The 17963-nt window shown below is 35.0% G+C and carries 14 protein-coding genes; 13 read left to right on the forward strand and 1 reads right to left on the reverse strand.

Annotation, left to right across the window (positions count from 1 at the left end; translation table 11 throughout):
* The first annotated feature begins 88 nt into the window (after positions 1–88).
* The 13 genes from THEWI_RS04415 (at position 89) to THEWI_RS04475 (ending at position 16122) form a co-directional block, all read left to right on the forward strand.
* The gene (locus THEWI_RS04415) at positions 89–778 is read left to right on the forward strand and encodes a 4Fe-4S double cluster binding domain-containing protein (RefSeq protein ID WP_014062603.1); all 690 of its coding nucleotides are present in this window, start codon (positions 89–91) and stop codon (positions 776–778) included.
* A 60-nt stretch (positions 779–838) separates the two neighbouring features.
* Complete coding sequence (locus THEWI_RS04420) at positions 839–1849, forward strand: LacI family DNA-binding transcriptional regulator (protein ID WP_014062604.1); 1011 nt, start codon at positions 839–841, stop codon at positions 1847–1849.
* Between the two features lie 64 nt (positions 1850–1913).
* On the forward strand, positions 1914–4241 hold the full coding sequence (locus tag THEWI_RS04425; protein ID WP_014062605.1) for a kojibiose phosphorylase: 2328 nt from the start codon (positions 1914–1916) through the stop codon (positions 4239–4241).
* Positions 4242–4384: 143 nt separating this feature from the next.
* Positions 4385–5647 carry an ABC transporter substrate-binding protein gene (locus THEWI_RS04430; protein ID WP_014062606.1) on the forward strand — a complete coding sequence of 421 codons (1263 nt, stop codon included), beginning with the start codon at positions 4385–4387 and terminating at the stop codon, positions 5645–5647.
* 75 nt (positions 5648–5722) lie between these two features.
* The gene (locus THEWI_RS04435) at positions 5723–6622 is read left to right on the forward strand and encodes a carbohydrate ABC transporter permease (RefSeq protein WP_003870325.1); all 900 of its coding nucleotides are present in this window, start codon (positions 5723–5725) and stop codon (positions 6620–6622) included.
* Positions 6623–6635: 13 nt separating this feature from the next.
* On the forward strand, positions 6636–7445 hold the full coding sequence (locus tag THEWI_RS04440) for a carbohydrate ABC transporter permease (protein WP_003870324.1): 810 nt from the start codon (positions 6636–6638) through the stop codon (positions 7443–7445).
* Positions 7446–7466: 21 nt separating this feature from the next.
* Positions 7467–8114: a beta-phosphoglucomutase gene (gene pgmB, locus THEWI_RS04445; RefSeq protein ID WP_014062607.1), complete on the forward strand. Its 648-nt coding sequence runs from the start codon at positions 7467–7469 to the stop codon at positions 8112–8114.
* Positions 8115–8257: 143 nt separating this feature from the next.
* Positions 8258–9301, forward strand: a complete 1044-nt coding sequence (locus THEWI_RS04450) for an IS30 family transposase (RefSeq protein ID WP_014062608.1) — start codon at positions 8258–8260, stop codon at positions 9299–9301.
* 291 nt (positions 9302–9592) lie between these two features.
* A complete protein-coding gene (locus THEWI_RS04455) occupies positions 9593–10606 on the forward strand; it encodes a LacI family DNA-binding transcriptional regulator (protein WP_014062609.1) in 1014 nt (337 codons plus the stop codon).
* A 93-nt stretch (positions 10607–10699) separates the two neighbouring features.
* Positions 10700–11557 carry a carbohydrate ABC transporter permease gene (locus tag THEWI_RS04460; RefSeq protein WP_003870321.1) on the forward strand — a complete coding sequence of 286 codons (858 nt, stop codon included), beginning with the start codon at positions 10700–10702 and terminating at the stop codon, positions 11555–11557.
* On the forward strand, positions 11557–12387 hold the full coding sequence (locus THEWI_RS04465) for a carbohydrate ABC transporter permease (protein WP_014062610.1): 831 nt from the start codon (positions 11557–11559) through the stop codon (positions 12385–12387). The genes THEWI_RS04460 and THEWI_RS04465 overlap by 1 nt, the downstream gene beginning before the upstream one ends.
* Positions 12388–12457: 70 nt before the next feature.
* Positions 12458–13702 (forward strand): ABC transporter substrate-binding protein, encoded by a 1245-nt coding sequence (locus THEWI_RS04470; RefSeq protein WP_014062611.1) that lies wholly within the window; start codon positions 12458–12460, stop codon positions 13700–13702.
* A gap of 77 nt (positions 13703–13779) precedes the next feature.
* Complete coding sequence (locus tag THEWI_RS04475; RefSeq protein ID WP_014062612.1) at positions 13780–16122, forward strand: glycoside hydrolase family 65 protein; 2343 nt, start codon at positions 13780–13782, stop codon at positions 16120–16122.
* 39 nt (positions 16123–16161) lie between these two features.
* Here THEWI_RS04475 and THEWI_RS04480 read toward each other — a convergent pair whose 3' ends face one another.
* Positions 16162–17892, reverse strand: a complete 1731-nt coding sequence (locus THEWI_RS04480; RefSeq protein WP_014062613.1) for a S8 family serine peptidase — start codon at positions 17890–17892, stop codon at positions 16162–16164.
* Between the last annotated feature and the right edge of the window lie 71 nt (positions 17893–17963).

Genomic DNA, 17963 nt, shown 5'->3' on the forward strand with positions numbered 1-17963 from the left:
AAAAATATACTTTGAAAAATTTTAAAAAATATATTTTGTTGTGCTAAAATATTTATATGCAAAAATTTTATTAAAAGGGTTGGTAGAGATGGAGAAACAAAAAATTTTAGAGCAAAAAATAAAGGAATGGGGAGCGTCTTTAGTAGGTTTTTCAAATCTTACAGGTATCCTTCCCGATACTCTTTCAGATATTCCGTATGCCATTACAGTTGTAATAAAATTAGCGGATAGAATAGTGGATGAAATAACAGATAAGCCTACTCACACTTATTATCACCATTACCGTTCTGTAAATACGCTAATTGACCAGATAACCTTAAAGACGGTTCTTCTTCTTGAAGAATGGGGCTATAAAGCATTAGCTGTTCCTGCGTCTCAATCGATTGCTGATTTGGGAGAATACAGAGGACTTTTTCCACATAAAACTGCCGCTACAAGAGCAGGGCTTGGTTGGATAGGAAAGAATGGCCTTTTTGTGACTGAAAAATATGGTCCCAGGGTAAGGTTGGGGACTGTTCTTACTAACATGCCTTTTGAAACAGGAACCCCTATTACTGAAAGTAAATGTGGCAGCTGTAAATTATGTGTAGATGCCTGTCCTGCTATGGCACTTTATGGTACTCTATGGAAAGAGGGGATGCCGAGAGAAGAAATAGTTGATGCGAGAGCTTGTAGCGAATACATGAATAAAAATTTTAAACACATTGGAAGAGGCTATGTATGTGGTATTTGTATGGAAGTGTGTCCTTACGGAAAGAAAAAATCTGTTGACAGGTGAAAAGGTTTTTGATAAAATGAAATTGAACAACCAAAACGTTTTGGAAAAGGTGGATAGTAAATGGCGGTTACAATAAAGGATATAGCGAAATATGCGGGTGTATCTGTTACAACGGTTTCAAGAGCTTTAAACGGATATCCGGATGTAAGCGAGGAAACCCGTGAAAGAATTAAAAAAATAGCAGAGCAATTAAATTATACTCCAAATTCTCTTGCAAGAGGACTTGTCACAAATAAAACCCATACGGTTGGATTGGTTGTTTCTGAGTTAATAAAACCGGGGGCGTACCATCCTTTCTTCCTCGAAGTGCTTGCAGGTATAAAAGCAGGATTAAAGAAAGATAAATACGACCTTATACTTTTTACTGTAGACCCGGAAAGCCAAGATGCCACTTCCTATGAGAAGCTTTGCAATGACAGAAAAGTGGAAGGGGCTATTGTAGAAGGCTTAAGATTGAGTGATCCTTACATTAAAGAAATAAAGAAAACACAAATTCCCACTGTTCTGATTGATATACCAATACTGACTGATAAAGTGGGATATGTAAGTTCGGATAATGTTCAGGCGGCTTTTGAAGCTACAAGCTATCTTATAAAGTTGGGACATAGAAATATTGGATTTATAAATGGGCATGATGATGCGGCTGTAAGTTTTGAAAGGTTAGAAGGTTATAAAAAAGCTCTTGAAAAAAATAATATACCTTACAAAGAGGAATATGTAGTTTTTGATGATTTTACTCAAGAAGGTGGATATAATTCTTTTAAGACGTTGGTTTTTGAACATCCGGAAATAACTGCTGTATTTCATGCTTCTGATTTGATGGCAATAGGGTCTTTCAAAGCAGCAAAAGACTTAGGAATGAAAGTGCCTGATGACATCTCTATTGTAGGTTTTGACGATATTGAACTTGCATCTCTTATTACTCCTGGACTTACTACTATAAGACAAGATACTTTTAAGATGGGATATAATGCAGCAAAACATCTTTTATCTATTATAAAAGGGGAAAAGCCTCAACATATATTAATACCTCATAAGCTTGTAATTAGAGATTCAGCTAGAAAGATATAATTTTTTTAAAAAGTATCCAAAACGTTTCGGATAAAATTTTTAGCAGGAATCAGGAGGTATATAAGTGGTAAAGCACATGTTTTTAGAGGATGTAAACAATTTAATAAGTGATGACAAATGGCTTATTTTCCAAAATGAGTATAATACAGAGGTAAATCCTCGATATGAGACCCTTTTTACACTTACAAATGGTTACATGGGCGTAAGAGGTACTTTTGAGGAAGGAAGCGAGGGAGAAAGGTCGGGAAATTTTATTGCAGGAATTTTTGACAAGTCAGATGCGCAGGTTAGAGAAATAGTAAATGCTCAAAATTGGTTGAGAATAAAGTTGTATGTTGAAGGTGAAGAATTAAGTTTGGATAAATGCCAGTTGATAGAATTTAAAAGAATTCTTGATATGAAAAAAGGTATTCTATTTAGGAGTATGTTGATAAAAGACAGCAAAGATAGAATTACTCGAATTGAGGGATACAGGTTTATAAGCCGTAGCAACCTTCATCGTTCTGCAATTAAGCTATTTGTAACACCTGTAAATTACAGTGGTGTTGTAGGTATAGAGAGCATTATTGATGGGACTGTTTTAAATTCAGCAGATAGCCCAAAGTATAGAGTAAAGCATTTGAAAGTGGCTAACAATAGTAGTCTAAGTAAAAATGGAGTTTATCTTGAAACAGCAACTGTTGACGATGATACCCGCATAGCAACAGGTAGTACAGTGAGGATATATCATCATGAAGATGAAGAAAAAAATAACGTAGCTAAATTTAAAAGGTTTTTGCCTTTAGGTGAGAGAAGTATTGAGTACTTTGAGTTTGACGGTACAGAGAACAAAACAGTAGTAATTGACAAATTTGTAATAACTTATACCTCAAGAGATGTAAGAAAAGACCTGTTAAAGACGACGGTGGAAAAAGAACTCTTTGCTTTTGCTGGAGAAGGTATTGACAAAGAGTTGCAGAGACATATTGAGGTATATGAAGAACTATGGTCTGTTGCAGATATAAATATTGAAGGGGATGAAGAAGCAGATAAAGCTTTGCGTTTTAATATTTTTCATCTCATGAGTTCTGTCAATGAAAATGACCCCCTGGTAAGTATTGCTGCGAAAGCTCTTCATGGTGAGGGATACAAAGGCCATGTATTTTGGGATACTGAGATATTTATGCTTCCCTTTTTCATATATGTGTATCCGCAGGCAGCTAGAACACTTTTGATGTACAGGTACAATATGCTTGATGCAGCAAGAAAAAATGCGACTTTAAATGGATATAAAGGAGCACAATATCCTTGGGAATCTGCAGACACAGGAGAGGAAGAGACACCTAAATGGGGATTTGATTACAAAGGAAATCCTGTAAGGATATGGACAGGAGATTTAGAGCATCATATAACTGCTGATATAGCTTTTGCAGTGTGGGAGTATTTTAGAGCGACAGAGGATATTGAGTTTATGTTGAATTATGGTGCAGAAATCATTTTTGAGACTGCAAGGTTTTGGGTATCTAGATGTGAATATGTAAAAGAATTAGACAGGTATGAAATAAACAATGTCATAGGTCCTGACGAATTTCATGAACATGTTAATAATAATGCTTATACTAATTACCTTGCAAAATGGAATATTAAAAAGGGACTTGAACTAATCAATATGTTAAAAGAAAAATACCACGAACATTATCATGCTATATCAAACAAGATATGTTTGACAAACGAGGAAATAGAAAAGTGGAAAAAAGTTGAAGAAAAAATATATATACCTTATGAGAAAAGCAAAAAGCTCATTGAACAATTTGAAGGCTATTTTGATAAAAAAGATTATGTCATTGATAAATTTGATGAAAACAATATGCCTATATGGCCTGAAGGTGTTGATATAACAAAGTTAGGTGATACACAGCTTATTAAACAGGCTGACGTTGTTATGTTAATGCTTTTGTTAGGTGAGGAATTTGACGAAGAGACGAAAAGAATCAATTACGAATATTATGAAAAGCGGACTATGCACAAGTCTTCTTTAGGTCCAAGTATGTATGCCATTATGGGTTTAAAAGTTGGGGACCACAAAAACGCGTACCAATCTTTTATGAGAAGTGCCAACGTTGACCTTGTGGACAATCAGGGTAACACTAAAGAAGGTTTGCATGCTGCATCTGCTGGTGGTACATGGCAAGTAGCTGTTTTTGGATTTGGCGGAATGGAAATTGACAAAGAAGAGATATTAAATATAAATCCGTGGCTACCAGAAAAATGGGACAAACTTTCCTATAAAGTATTCTGGAAAGGCAATTTAATTGAGGTAATTGTTACAAAAGAGGATGTGTCAGTAAAAAAATTAGAAGGAAAAGGAAATATAAAAGTAAAGGTAAAAGGGAAAGAGATTACGTTACAATAGTCAAAAAGGTACAGGCAGGTGGTAACCTGCTATACCTTAAAATAAATTGATTAAGTTTTAAGGGGGGATAAGTGAAGTTGAAGTAAAATTTTAAGTCCTCAATCAGATATTTTACTATAAAATTATGAAAGGGGAAAGTGGTAATGAGTAAAAAACTTTTAAGCATCTTTGTTTTGACGATCTTTGTATTAGCTACTGTTTTAGCTGGTTGTTCATCCAGTAAAAATAATACCTCCAGTGCCAATGAGACAAATACACAAAAACAAGAGACGGTGAAACCAGTTACTATAAAATTAGGTATGTGGTCTTCATCTCCAGCAGAAAAGAAGATAGTGGATGACCAAATAGCTAAGTTTAAAGAAAAATATCCAAATATAGATGTGCAAATTGAGACAATTGTGGGAGATTACATGCAAAAATTACAAACAGAACTGGCGTCAAATACAGCACCAGACATATTCTATCTTGACAGCATGCCTGCACCACAGCTTATGTCTTCAGGAGTTTTAGAGCCATTAGATGATTATATTAAGAAATACAATGTGGATGTAAATGATTTCGAACCTGCTTTGCTTTCCGCTTTTCAGTGGGAAGGAAAAACTTATGGTTTGCCAAAGGATTTCAATACTCTAGCTTTGTTTTACAACAAAGACATGTTTAAAGCGGCTGGAATAAATGAGCCTCCAAAAACATGGGAGGAATTAAGAGATGTAGCTAAAAAGTTGACAAAAGACGGTGTCAAAGGTTTGGTTTTATCAGCAGACCTTGCAAGATTTGATGCTTTTATAAATCAAAATGGCGGTTCAGTATATCAAGATGGAAAAGTTACTTTAAATCTGCCAGAGAATGCACAAGCTCTTGATTTTTATGTAGGCCTCATTACAAAAGACAAAGTTGCTGACACACCACAAAACATGGGAGAAGGCTGGAATGGAGATGCTTTTGCTGCTAAAAAAGCTGCAATGGCAATAGAAGGTGGCTGGATGATACCATTCCTCAAAGAAAAAGCTCCTGATTTAAACTATGGTATAGTAGAGCTTCCAGCAGGAAAGCAAAAATCTACAATGGCTTTCACTGTTGCATATGTGATGAATAAAAACAGCCAACATAAAGATGAAGCATTTAAGCTTATTGAATTTTTAACCGGTAAAGAAGGACAGCAATTTGTAGTAGATTCAGGCCTTGCACTTCCATCGAGAAAGTCTATGCAAGAAGGATTTAAGGAGAAATATCCTGAAAGAGCTGCCTTTGTAGATGGTGCTTCCTATGCAGTACCATGGCAGTTTGGCTTGTATGGCACAAAGGTAGTAGATGCGGCTAATAAAGCCTGTGAAGCATTAATAATGAACCAAATAAGTAGTGCTCAACAAGCTCTTGACAATGCACAAAAGGAAGTTGGACAATAATTTAAACAAGCAGCACCTTACTAAAATAAGGTGCTGCAATTATGATTTTTTAAGGTTGAAGGGAAGGATGTATTTATGGAAGCTAAAATGACTATGAAAAAGAGGTATTTATACGAAGCTTTGTCAGGGTATGCTTTTGTGTTACCTTTTATTGCTTCAATATCTATTTTTTTGATAGGACCATTAATTTATGCTTTTATTATAAGTTTTAAAGAATTTTCTTTTTTAAATCCTGAAGCAAGCCGATGGGTTGGATTTGCAAATTATATAAAGTTATTTAGCGACCCGACATTTAAAAGGGCTCTTTTAAATACAACACTTTATTCTTTAGGAGTAGTGCCAACACAGCTAATTATTGCCTTAATACTAGCATTAATTGTAAATTCGAATATTAAAGGTAAAACATTTTTTAGAGTTGCCTATTATATACCAACTGTTACATCCACAGTTGCAGTTTCTGTAATATTTTTATATCTATTTAAAGCAGATGGTTTAGTTAATGCTTTGTTAGCTAAATTTGGCATACAAGGACCTGCTTGGTTTAATGATGTAAGGTTTGCGCTTCCTTCTATCATGATGATGGCGATATGGTCTTCTGTAGGTAATTACATGGTGATTTTTCTTGCCGGGCTACAGGATATACCATCAGAATTGTACGAGGCGGCGGAAGTAGATGGAGCTAATAAATTTCAAAGGTTTTTCAAAATTACCCTTCCAATGTTGAGGCCAATAGTGTTTTTTAATCTAGTAATGTCATTAATTGGTACTTTTCAGGTTTTTGACCAAGCCTATGTAGTATCGCAAGGGACTGGTGGGCCTCTTGATGCTACAATGACAGTCGTGCTGGATATATATAGGACAGGCTTTAGAGATTTTAACATGGGTTACGCTTCAGCTATGGCTTTTGCATTATTTGTAATAATCTTGATATTGACTCTTATACAGCGAAAGCTTTTCAAAGAAGAAACCTATTAGGAGGTGGCAATAGATGAAAAAGGTGTTGCGGCTTTTATTTTATATCGTTGTAGTAGGATATGCAGTAATTACACTTGGTCCTTTTATATGGTCTATAATAACATCTCTAAAACCCACCAGTGAATTAAATACTTTTGCTGTAAATATAAAACATTTAACTTTAGATAACTATAAAATGATAATTACAAAATTTCCTTTTTTAAGGTGGTTTATAAATAGCGCTATAGTTGCAGCTATAGTAACGTTTGGCAATATACTGTTTAATTCTATGGCAGGGTATGCACTTGCAAGAATAAATTTTCCTGGAAGAAATTTATTGTTTATGGTTGTGCTTGCTCTCATGATGGTACCAGGACAGGTAGTGATGGTGCCAACTTATATCCTTCTCAGCAAATTAGGCTGGGTAAACACTTACATGGGTCTTACAATTCCGTTTTTGACCAGCAATTTTGGAATATTTTTAATGAGGCAATTTTTCTTATCTCTTCCCAAAGAGTTAGAAGAAGCAGCTACAATTGACGGTTTGTCACGATTTGGGATTTTCTTTAAAATAGTTTTGCCTTTGTCTAAACCTGCTCTTGCAACTCAATTCATTTTTATGTTTACTGGCAATTGGAATAGTTTCTTGTGGCCTAGTCTCTTGACATCCAGTGATGATATGTATACACTGCCGGTAGGACTTAATTCCTTTTACGGCCAATACTATCAATTTTGGAATCAGGTAATGGCAGGAGCTATACTTTTGACATTACCGACTATATTAATATTCTTAATATTCCAGAGATATTTTGTAAAAGGAATATCTACAACGGGATTAAAATAAACGTTACGAAGGAGGAATAAAATGGCAAGATATCGTGGAGTAATTTTTGATTTAGATGGTGTTATTACAGATACTGCAAGGTATCACTATTTAGCATGGAAAAAACTTGCTGATGAGTTAGGGATATATTTTGATGAAGTTATCAATGAGAGGTTAAAAGGTGTAAGCCGCCTACAATCTTTAGAGATAATTTTAGAGAAAAGTGATAAAAAATATTCTCAAGAAGAAAAAGAATATTATGCAAATAAAAAGAATGAGTATTATAAAGAGATGATAAAAAAGATTACGCCTGAAGATTTATTGCCGGGAGTGGAGAGATTCATTGAAGAGCTTAAAAAACGAGGTATTAAAATAGCAATTGCATCTGTCAGCAAAAATGCTTTTACTGTAGTTGAAAATTTAAAAATAAGAGATAAATTTGACTATATAGTAGATGCAAACGAAATAAAGCGCGGGAAGCCTGACCCTGAGATATTTTTAAATGCAGCGAAGCATCTTGGGATTCCCCCGGCGAAGTGCATTGGAATAGAAGATTCGGCTGCGGGAATTACTGCAATAAAAAAAGCAGGAATGTTTGCAGTAGGAGTGGGCAATCCTGAAACAGTAAAAGAAGCAGACTTAATTTTAAAGGATTTAAGTGAAGCAGATAAAATATTAGAATTGCTGTAGTGTGGAAATATTCCCCTGTGTTTTGGGGAATATTTTTTGGTTAGTTGTATAATTAAATGCAACAGATAAAAAAATAGAAACCATAGTGAAAATCATGTATGATATAGGTGTCAAATCAACATCATACAAGGAGGATTTTCACTATGGTTCATAATAATTGTACCACAAAAAAGCGTTCTTTTAAACACTTAAGTAGCTATGAACGAGGAGAAATCTATGCATTACTCAAGGAAGGAAGGAGTATTCGGTATATTGCTAAAAAACTTAATCGATCTCCAAGTACCATAAGCCGTGAAATTAAACGTGGAACTACTACACAACTTAGAAGTGATTTGTCTTCTTATACAAGCTATTTCCCTGAAACTGGTCAGGCTGTCTACGAAAAAAATCGTTCAAATTGTGGAGCTAAATTTAAAGCAGCTAAAGCAGAAGATTTTTTGAAATATGCTGAAAATAAAATATTACATGAAAAATGGTCGCCGGATGCAGTTGTAGGTTATTGTAAGAAGGACCCAAGCTGGAATAATAAAACCATTGTTTGTACTAAAACACTCTACAACTATATAGATAGAGGATTATTAAAAGTTAAAAACATTGATTTACCTTTAAAACTACGTTTAAAACCAAGGAAGAAGCAAAACCGTAAAAATAAACGTATTATGGGTAAAAGTATTGATTTTAGGCCTAAAGAAGTTGAAAGCCGTGAAGTTTTTGGACATTGGGAAATAGATACGTTAATTGGCAAGAAGTCTAATGACAAGGTCCTTTTGACATTAACAGAGCGTAAGACTCGCCATGAAATAATACTTCTTTTAGATGCAAAAGACAGCAAATCTGTTAAAGATGCACTATCAAAATTAAAAGATATATTTGGTGATAATTTAAACAAAGTATTTAAAACCATAACATCTGATAATGGTACAGAGTTTAGTGATTTAGAAAGTACTCTTTTGGAATATGGGGTAGAAGTATATTATACACATCCATATTCATCTTGGGAAAGAGCTACGAATGAACGACATAATGGTCTTATACGACGTTTTATCCCTAAAGGAAAAAGTATTAAAGATTTATCTATAGATACGATAAAGAGAGTAGAAAATTGGCTTAATAACCTTCCACGAAAATTGTTAAATTATAAAACACCTAAAGAATGCTTTTATGAGGAACTGGCAAAAATCTGTTAAGCCCATCTCTTATAAAGTATAGAGCTCGCTCGTGATTTGTCAAGGGGCAGGCTTCGCCTGACTTAAACCCTTGACAAATCACGACCTTCGCTCAATTTGTTAACTAAGATGGGCTTAAGGTTATATATGATTTGTCCCAAATCCTATATCTACATGATTTTCATTAAGTGTTGCATTTAATATTGCAATTTATAGGGGAATATTTTTTATAAAAAACTCTTGCATTTTTAAAAGAATCGTAATATAATGTAACTGTAAGCGGTTACAGTAAATTAAGAAAAGGGTGTCAAAATGGCGACAATAGACGATGTGGCAAAATTAGCAGGTGTTTCTATTGCAACTGTTTCGAGAGTTTTTAATAATAGCCCTTTAGTAAGTGAAAAAGCAAGGCAAAAAGTTTTAAAAGCTGCAGAAGAGCTGGGATACAAACCCAGTATGCCAGCCAGAAGCCTGGCGATGAAGAAGACAAACACTATAGGGCTAATTGTGCCTGATATATCAAACCCTTACTATGCAGAAGTAGTAAGAGGTATTGAAGATGTCTGCAATATTTATAAATACAATATTACTTTGTGCAATGCAGACAATAAAAGAGAAAAAGAATTTCAATATATAGAAATGCTAAAAAATCGGTGGGTTGATGGAATAATATTTCACTGTGACTATTTTTCTGAAGAGCATTATGAAGTCTTTAAAAATGACAATATAAAGGTGGTACTTGCAGGAAGAACAACAAAGTTTGATGTGTCTTATGTAGGGATTGATAATTTTAAAGCGGCTTATGATGCAGTGAATTATTTAATATCATTAGGCCACAAGAGGATTGGAATTATTCATGGCCCTCTTGATGACATGAAAGAGACAATAGATAGCGTAGACAGGCTAAAAGGGTATAAGCAAGCTCTTATTGATAATGGCTTACCAATTTATGATAAATTTATTAAAGAAGCAAATTTTAAGTATAAAGGCGGATATAATGCGGCGATGGAAATGCTAAAAGGCGAAATGAGACCTACTGCTATTTTTGCGATAAGTGATATTATGGCAATGGGAGCAATAAATGCGGTGTTTGACAGCGGGCTTTCCTGTCCTGAAGATGTATCAGTAATGGGTTTTGATAATATTGACTTGTCAGAAGCAACAAGGCCTTCTCTCACTACTGTATCACAGCCTATGTATGAAATAGGGGCTGTTGCAGCTAGAATGCTTATAAAAATGTTAAATGGGGAAGAAATTGATGATTATCAAATAATTTTAAAACACAAAATTGTGGTAAGAAATTCTTGTATATCTCTAAAAGATTAAATTTTGTTTTATTTTTTTAAATTGTAAGCGCTTACAGTTTTTAAGCATGAAAAGCGCAGTGAAGATTTTAAGCTTAGGAAAGGAGAATATGGCATGGCTTATGTAAACTTCGTAAAGAAATACAAACTTGAAATTGCCATGGTTTTACCATTACTATTATATATTTTGGGTTTTACTGTATACCCTATTATTCAAACTATTACTTTAAGTTTTCAAGACCAGTATACTAAAGCATTCACATTGGCAAATTATAAAGAGATTATAGGAAAAACAGAATTTAAAAATGCTTTTTTCAATACCATAGCTCTTACATTTATAAGCCTTACTTTGGAAATGACTGCAGGCCTTGTCATTGCGCTTATTTTAAAAAGGAATTTTAGAGGAAAAGGGCTTTTGAGGTCTTTGATGTTGGTTCCTATGGGAGTTCCTACACTTGTATCAGGTGTCGCTATGACATATATTTTCGGATTAAATGGTTATTTTAATGAACTTTTGGAAAAATTACACTTAATTAAGCTTCCTGTAGATTGGGCGAGCGGTGGTTTTAAGACATTGCTTATGGTTTCTGTAGCTGATATGTGGAAAGTTACCCCACTGGTCATACTATTGCTTTTGGCTGGTCTTGAAAGTATACCAGATGAAGTTTATGAAGCTTCCAATATTGACGGGGCAACTGCGTGGCAAACTTTTAAATATGTGACATTGCCACTTTTAAAGCCCTCTATAACGATGGCCTTGATATTAAGAGCGATAGATGCTTTTAGAATATTTGAACTTGTACTTGTTCTTGCAGGCCGTGCTACTCCTGTTATTTCTACTTTTGCGTATGACGAGTATAATAATTATGCAAATGCTTATACATCTGCGGCAGCATCTACAATATTGCTCCTAATAATAGCAGTATTTATAGTGAGCTACTTAAAAATAGCTGGTACTAAGGAGGAACAATGATGAGAAAAATAGATATTAGTGAAAAGATTTCAAATACAGCGTATATTCCAATAGCTATAATAGCGGCAATATTGATGATTATACCAGTATATATACTTTTTATAACTTCTTTTGCAGTGCCAAGTGATATATTAAAGCCTCATCCAGACTTTTTCATCACTCGCTTTACTTTGGACCATTGGAAAGACGTATTTCTTTCAGGAAATATATGGCCTCCTTTTAAGAAAAGTTTTGTAGTGGCAACAATGACTACTATCATCGCAATTATAATAGCTGCTCCAGCGGCTTATGTTATAGCGAGGATGCCATCGAAAGTAAAATACGCAGTAGTATTATCACTGTTTTTTACAAGGATGTTTCCTGATGTAGGTATTGCTCTTCCGATAGCAGTTGAGTTTATAAAATTAAATTTAATGGACACTTATTTAGGATTAGTTATGGCACACCTTATTGTAAATTTACCTTTTGCAGCATGGATATTGGTTGGAACTTTTGAGACAATACCAAAGGACTTAGAAGAAGCTGCATTGGTTGATGGAACAAGTAAATTGACGGCATTGATGAGGATTATAATGCCAATTGCACTTCCTGGTATAGCTGTTACTGCTATATTTGTGTGGCTGAATTCCTGGAATGAATTTACTTATGCTCTTTACTTGACTATTTCAGACAGGACTTTGCCTCTTCAAACTTACTATTATGTTCAAAGAGGAGGAATTTTTGATTCTGCCACATATGCGGCAATACTCACAATCCCTGTAATGCTTGTGACATTCTTCTTACAAAAGTACATGAAGAGTGGTTATCTTGCAGGGGCTGTTAAAAGTTAGCTATACGTATCCGAATTTTTCGGATACTGTATATATAAAAAATTAAATTTTAAGGAGGTTTTCTGAAGTTATGAGGAAGTTTTATGCTAAGGTAATAGCAGTATTAGTGATTCTCTCCCTTTTGGGTACCTTTATCGCAGGATGCGGAAGTAAAAATGTGTCAGATGCGAGGAAAAAAGTCTTGAAAGTTTCAATGGGACTTGGAGAAGCAGAATGGAAAGTGATGAAGGAAGATATTTTCCCCCCATTTGAGCAAAAGTATGGTGTAAAAATTGAGCCTCTTCAAATTGAAGCAGGAGACCTTATTAAAAAGTTAGATGCTATGCACAAAGCAAATGCGATGGATATAGATATTATAACTCAAGATAACATGCAACTTGCTCCGCTTGTGGCAAAAGGGCTTGTGGAAGATTTGTCTCAGTATAGAGACATGATACCAAAGGAAGTAATACCAAGTCTTGTGCCAGTAGGAGAGTTTGATGGAAAGTTGTACTTTATGCCGTATAGACCAAATGTAGAAATAGCTTTCTACAACGAAGATAAATTCAACGAATACGGTTTAAAACTTCCTACAAATTGGGATGAGCTTTTGCAGGTTGCAAAGACTTTTAAAGAAAAAGAGGGCATAGGCAGAGTTATAATTAAAGAAAATTTAGGGCCTGACAGCACAGTTCAAATGTTCGACCTTATAAGGTCTGCTGGTGGTGACCCAACAGTATTGAATGATGAAGGTTCAGTAAAAGCATTTACATTCTTGAAAGAATTACAACCATACCTCTCTCCTGACTCAAAGAAAGCTGACTGGAATACACCTGTAGAATATCTCGCAAAAGATAGTGTATATTTGGTTGAAAATTGGCCTTACACTGCAAACGTTCTTGTAGAGCAGTATGGTAAAAAGAACATTTTGGCATATCAAGGTTGGGCAGGTCCGGTTAAAGAGTCCCACGTTTTAGGAGGAGAAGTTATAGGAATACCAACTGGTGCACCTAATAAAGAGATGGCTATAAAATTTATGGAATACCTTATGAGCAAAGAAGTTCAAGAGAAGCTTGTCACTAAATTAGGATGGCCATCCATGAGAAGCGACGCTTATGGAAAGGTTGAAGAATGGCAAAAACCATATTTTGAAGCTATAAATGAAGCGTTAAAACACGCAGAACCAAGGCCAAACCTTGTATACTGGGCTGATGTAGATAAGGCTATAAATGGAGCGTTAAGAGAGATAATCTTTGAAGACAAACCTATTAAACCTACTCTTGATAAATACCACAACATGATAGAAGAAGCTAAGAAAGCTGCAGAAAGCAAGTAAATGTTTTAATTGGTTTTAGTCGGAAACGACTTTGTTTCCGACTAAAATTTTGAATAAAGTAAGAGTGGAGGATGGATATGGCCAACAAAACGAAGAAACCAATTTACCCTTTTGAAGATTGGGTTATAAGAGAGACGCAGTTTAGTATAGACACTAAATACAGAAATGAAACTATTTTTGCTTTAGCAAATGGATATATTGGAATGAGAGGAACTTTTGAAGAAGGATATTCAGGGCCTAAAAATACCTCTTTTAATGGGACGTATATCAATGGATTTTATGAAATACACGATATAGTTTACCCTGAAGGGGGATATGGTTTTGCAAAAATAGGGCAGACGATGTTAAATGTGGCTGATAGTAAAATAATAAAATTATATGTAGATGGGGAAAAGTTTGATTTGTTACAAGGGAAAATCCTATTTTATGAGAGAGTACTTGACATGAAGAAAGGTTTTGTAGAAAGAAAAGTAAAATGGGAATCCCCTACAGGAAAAATTTTAGAGGTAAAAATAAAGAGAATTGTATCATTAAATAGACAACATTTAGCGGCGATTTCTTTTACTGTGGAACCTGTAAATTTTACCGGAAAAATTAGATTTGTTTCCGCTATTGACGGAAATGTTTCAAATATAAATGATAGTGAAGATGTAAGAGTAGGGTCAAATTTAAAAGGAAAGGTTTTAAAGACTATAGATAAAAGTGTAAAGGGTTTAAAAGGGTGGATTGTTCAAAAGACGCAAAAGAGTAATTTCTCCTATGTTTGCGCGATAGACAATGTATTAGTGGGAGATAGTAAATATGAAGTCTCAAATAGTTTAGAAGAAGATGGAGTAAAAGTAATTGTAGATCTAGAGGCTGAAAAAGGCACCTCATACACATTGAATAAATTTATTTCCTATTACACTTCAAAGGATTTTGATGAAAATAAATTAGTTGTTCTCGCTTCAGAAGAAATAGAAAAAGCCAAAAATGACGGCTTTGAAACGATAGAAAAAGAGCAGGAAGAATTTTTGAATTCTTTTTGGAAAGATGCTGATGTAATCATAGAAGGAGATAAAGCTTTGCAGCAAGGCATACGCTTTAATGAATTTCATCTACTTCAATCTGTCGGAAGAGATGGAAAGACAAATATTGCAGCAAAAGGGCTGACTGGAGAAGGTTATGAAGGCCATTATTTTTGGGATTCTGATATCTATATAATGCCTTTCTTTCTTTATACAAAGCCTGAAATTGCAAAAGCTTTGGTAATGTACAGGTATAATCTTTTGGATGCAGCGAGAAATAGGGCAAAGGAATTAGGTCACAAAGGAGCTTTGTATCCTTGGAGAACGATAGATGGTCCTGAATGTTCTGCTTACTTTCCAGCTGGTACGGCACAGTATCACATAAATGCTGATATAGTTTATGCTTTGAAAAGATATGTAGAAGCGACGAATGACGTGGATTTTCTTTATGACTATGGCTGTGAAATAGTGTTTGAGACAGCAAGGTTTTGGGAAGATTTAGGGGCGTATATTCCTCTTAAAGACAATAAATTTTGCATAAACTGTGTAACTGGTCCAGATGAGTACACTGCATTGGTTGATAATAACGCCTATACTAATTACATGGCAAAGATGAATTTGGAATACGCTTATGATATTGCAAATAAAATGAAAAAAGAAGTGCCTGAGAAATACCAAAAAATTGCTTCTAAGTTAAATCTAAAAGATCAAGAAATTAATGCGTGGAAAAAAGCTGCTGACAATATGTACCTTCCTTATTCAAAAGAACTTGATATTATACCACAGGATGACAGCTTTTTGTATAAAGAAAGGATAACAGTGGATGAAATACCACAAGATCAATTTCCACTTTTGTTGCACTGGCATTACCTAAATATTTACAGATATCAAATATGTAAACAGCCTGATGTGTTGCTTTTGATGTTTTTACAGAGAGAAAAATTTACTAAAGATGAACTTAAAAAGAATTACGATTATTATGAACCTATTACCACTCACGACTCCTCCTTGTCGCCAGCTATATTTAGCATACTAGCCAATGAAATAGGATATACTGACAAAGCTTATAAATACTTTATGATGACTGCAAGAATGGATTTGGACGACTACAATGACAATGTTAAGGACGGAATTCATGCTGCTTCTATGGCGGGAACATGGAGCGCAGTTGTGAATGGTTTTGGTGGAATGAGGGTTTATACAAATGAACTGCATTTTGAGCCGAGATTGCCAAAAGAATGGAATTTGCTCTCTTTTAATGTGAGATACAAAGGTAGAAAAATAAATGTCAAATTAACCAAAGAAAGTGTTGTGTTTGTACTATTAGAAGGAGAGCCTATAGAAATCTACTGCTTTGACGAAAAAATTTTACTTGAAAAAGGAGAAAATAAAGTAGAAAGTCGCAAAAATTAAAGAAGTATGGAGCCAATCGGCACCATACTTCTTTAATTTTTATATATCGTTATTTGAAAGGGTGAGTGAACCGCCGCCCGTACTTAAATCAAAGTAATAATTTCCACTGCCTCTATATGAATATACTTTGATATAATAGGTTCCCGTTTGTGTTGGAATATATGTTATTGTTTCCTGCCTTTGTGTTCCAGTTGAACTTTTAACAAGAGTACCGGTGGGGTCATAGAGGTATATATCGAAATCAGGGTTATAGTTTGCCCAATCAGGTATTATGAAAGTTATTGCAATAGGATATGATGTGTCTGTCACGTTAAATGTCCAAATGTCACTGTAACGAGACCCAGGGAGTAAATCTTTAGCATAATAGTGGTTTGGCACAGATATATTAGTTCCTGTGAAATTTCCAGCTGTTTTAATTGCTTCATATGCATCCAATCTTCCTACACCATAGTCAATGTTTTTGCTTGGAGGACCCCAACTTTTTGCAGTAGTCATTATTATATTTTTTACATCAAGTGGTGCAAGGCTTATATTTGCATTGAGCATAAGGGCTACTGTACCTGCTACAAAAGGTGTTGCCATGCTTGTGCCACTGTATGTCACATAACCATTTATAGAGTTTGCTTTTGCGGCAGTTATATTGTATCCGGGTGCTGCAATGTCAGGTTTTATCCTTCCGTCAGCTGTGGGACCACGGCTGGAGAAGCTTGCAAGGTTGAATCCAAGTTCTCCTACATCCGCCATTGCTGCAACGGTTATGGCTTTTTCTGCTGCACCAGGTGATCCTATGGTGTACCTTGCAGGGCCTGAATTTCCAGCTGCAACTACTACTACAATTCCGCTATCTACGGCGCTGTTTACTGCTAATGAGGTAGAGTCAGTTCCATCAGAACTTGTAGAAGTTCCAAGGCTTAAATTTATGACTTTAATTCCATATACGTCTTTGTTTTGAACAGCCCAGTCAATCCCTGCAGTTACAGTGCTCATACTTCCGCTTCCATTTGAATCGAGTACTTTTATTCCTACCAAAGCTGCACCAGGAGCAACACCTGTATAAAGGCTGTTCCCTGTCCCAGTGCCTGCCGCAATGCTTGCTACATGAGTTCCATGTCCATTATCATCGTAAGGGGTAGTTTTACCGTTTACAAAATCTTGCCATCCTATTATTTTGCCACCAGCAAGGTCAACATGGGATCCATCAATACCTGTATCAATAACTGCTATTACTATATCATTCTTGGAGTAAGAGGAAGGATTACCATCTTTGTCTCCAGTTACGCCAAAGTCATTTCTCGCTTTTGTAACGCCAAACCATTTTGTTGCAGTGTCTAATGTCGCATATACAGGCTCGTCATACTCAATTTGCTTTACTATATCTAATTTTGACAAAGCGTTTATTTGTCCTTTAGTTAAAGTAGCAGCAACTCCTGGAATAATTTTGTATTTATGCTTTATATTAAACTTTCCAATGGATTTAGAAATATTTAATAGTTCGTTATCATCTATGTTTTTGTTGAAGGTTATTATGACAGGGAATTCCGCACTGTCAGGCTTATCAGTAAACTTTGCTTCCAAGTTATCAAAGATTTTGTTTTTGTTAGAATCTTGCATCAAAACTTTTTGAATTTGAGGCGAGTAATTTTTTGTTGGAGAGTCGCCAGATAAGTTTGTTAAGTTGGGCTGAGCTTGGACTAATACTCCACTTAGCGACATTAAAGCTACAATTAACACAAAAGCCAGTAAAGCTTTTAATGTTTGTCGGTTCTTCATTTTTTCTTACCTCCTTAAAAATTTAATATTTTTTAAAATTTAAGTCAGCCCTTCTAGTCGCTAAGTGAAAC

This window comes from Thermoanaerobacter wiegelii Rt8.B1 (assembly GCF_000147695.2).
Classification (GTDB): domain Bacteria; phylum Bacillota; class Thermoanaerobacteria; order Thermoanaerobacterales; family Thermoanaerobacteraceae; genus Thermoanaerobacter; species Thermoanaerobacter ethanolicus.

Coding starts and splice junctions, on each gene's coding strand:
- THEWI_RS04450 (WP_014062608.1), top strand. CDS start 8,258: ATGGTTCATAATAATTGTACCACAAAAAAGCGTTCTTTTAAACACTTA.
- pgmB (WP_014062607.1), top strand. CDS start 7,467: ATGGCAAGATATCGTGGAGTAATTTTTGATTTAGATGGTGTTATTACA.
- THEWI_RS04475 (WP_014062612.1), top strand. CDS start 13,780: ATGGCCAACAAAACGAAGAAACCAATTTACCCTTTTGAAGATTGGGTT.
- THEWI_RS04460 (WP_003870321.1), top strand. CDS start 10,700: ATGGCTTATGTAAACTTCGTAAAGAAATACAAACTTGAAATTGCCATG.
- THEWI_RS04465 (WP_014062610.1), top strand. CDS start 11,557: ATGAGAAAAATAGATATTAGTGAAAAGATTTCAAATACAGCGTATATT.
- THEWI_RS04430 (WP_014062606.1), top strand. CDS start 4,385: ATGAGTAAAAAACTTTTAAGCATCTTTGTTTTGACGATCTTTGTATTA.
- THEWI_RS04420 (WP_014062604.1), top strand. CDS start 839: ATGGCGGTTACAATAAAGGATATAGCGAAATATGCGGGTGTATCTGTT.
- THEWI_RS04415 (WP_014062603.1), top strand. CDS start 89: ATGGAGAAACAAAAAATTTTAGAGCAAAAAATAAAGGAATGGGGAGCG.
- THEWI_RS04435 (WP_003870325.1), top strand. CDS start 5,723: ATGGAAGCTAAAATGACTATGAAAAAGAGGTATTTATACGAAGCTTTG.
- THEWI_RS04480 (WP_014062613.1), bottom strand. CDS start 17,892: ATGAAGAACCGACAAACATTAAAAGCTTTACTGGCTTTTGTGTTAATT.
- THEWI_RS04440 (WP_003870324.1), top strand. CDS start 6,636: ATGAAAAAGGTGTTGCGGCTTTTATTTTATATCGTTGTAGTAGGATAT.
- THEWI_RS04455 (WP_014062609.1), top strand. CDS start 9,593: ATGGCGACAATAGACGATGTGGCAAAATTAGCAGGTGTTTCTATTGCA.
- THEWI_RS04470 (WP_014062611.1), top strand. CDS start 12,458: ATGAGGAAGTTTTATGCTAAGGTAATAGCAGTATTAGTGATTCTCTCC.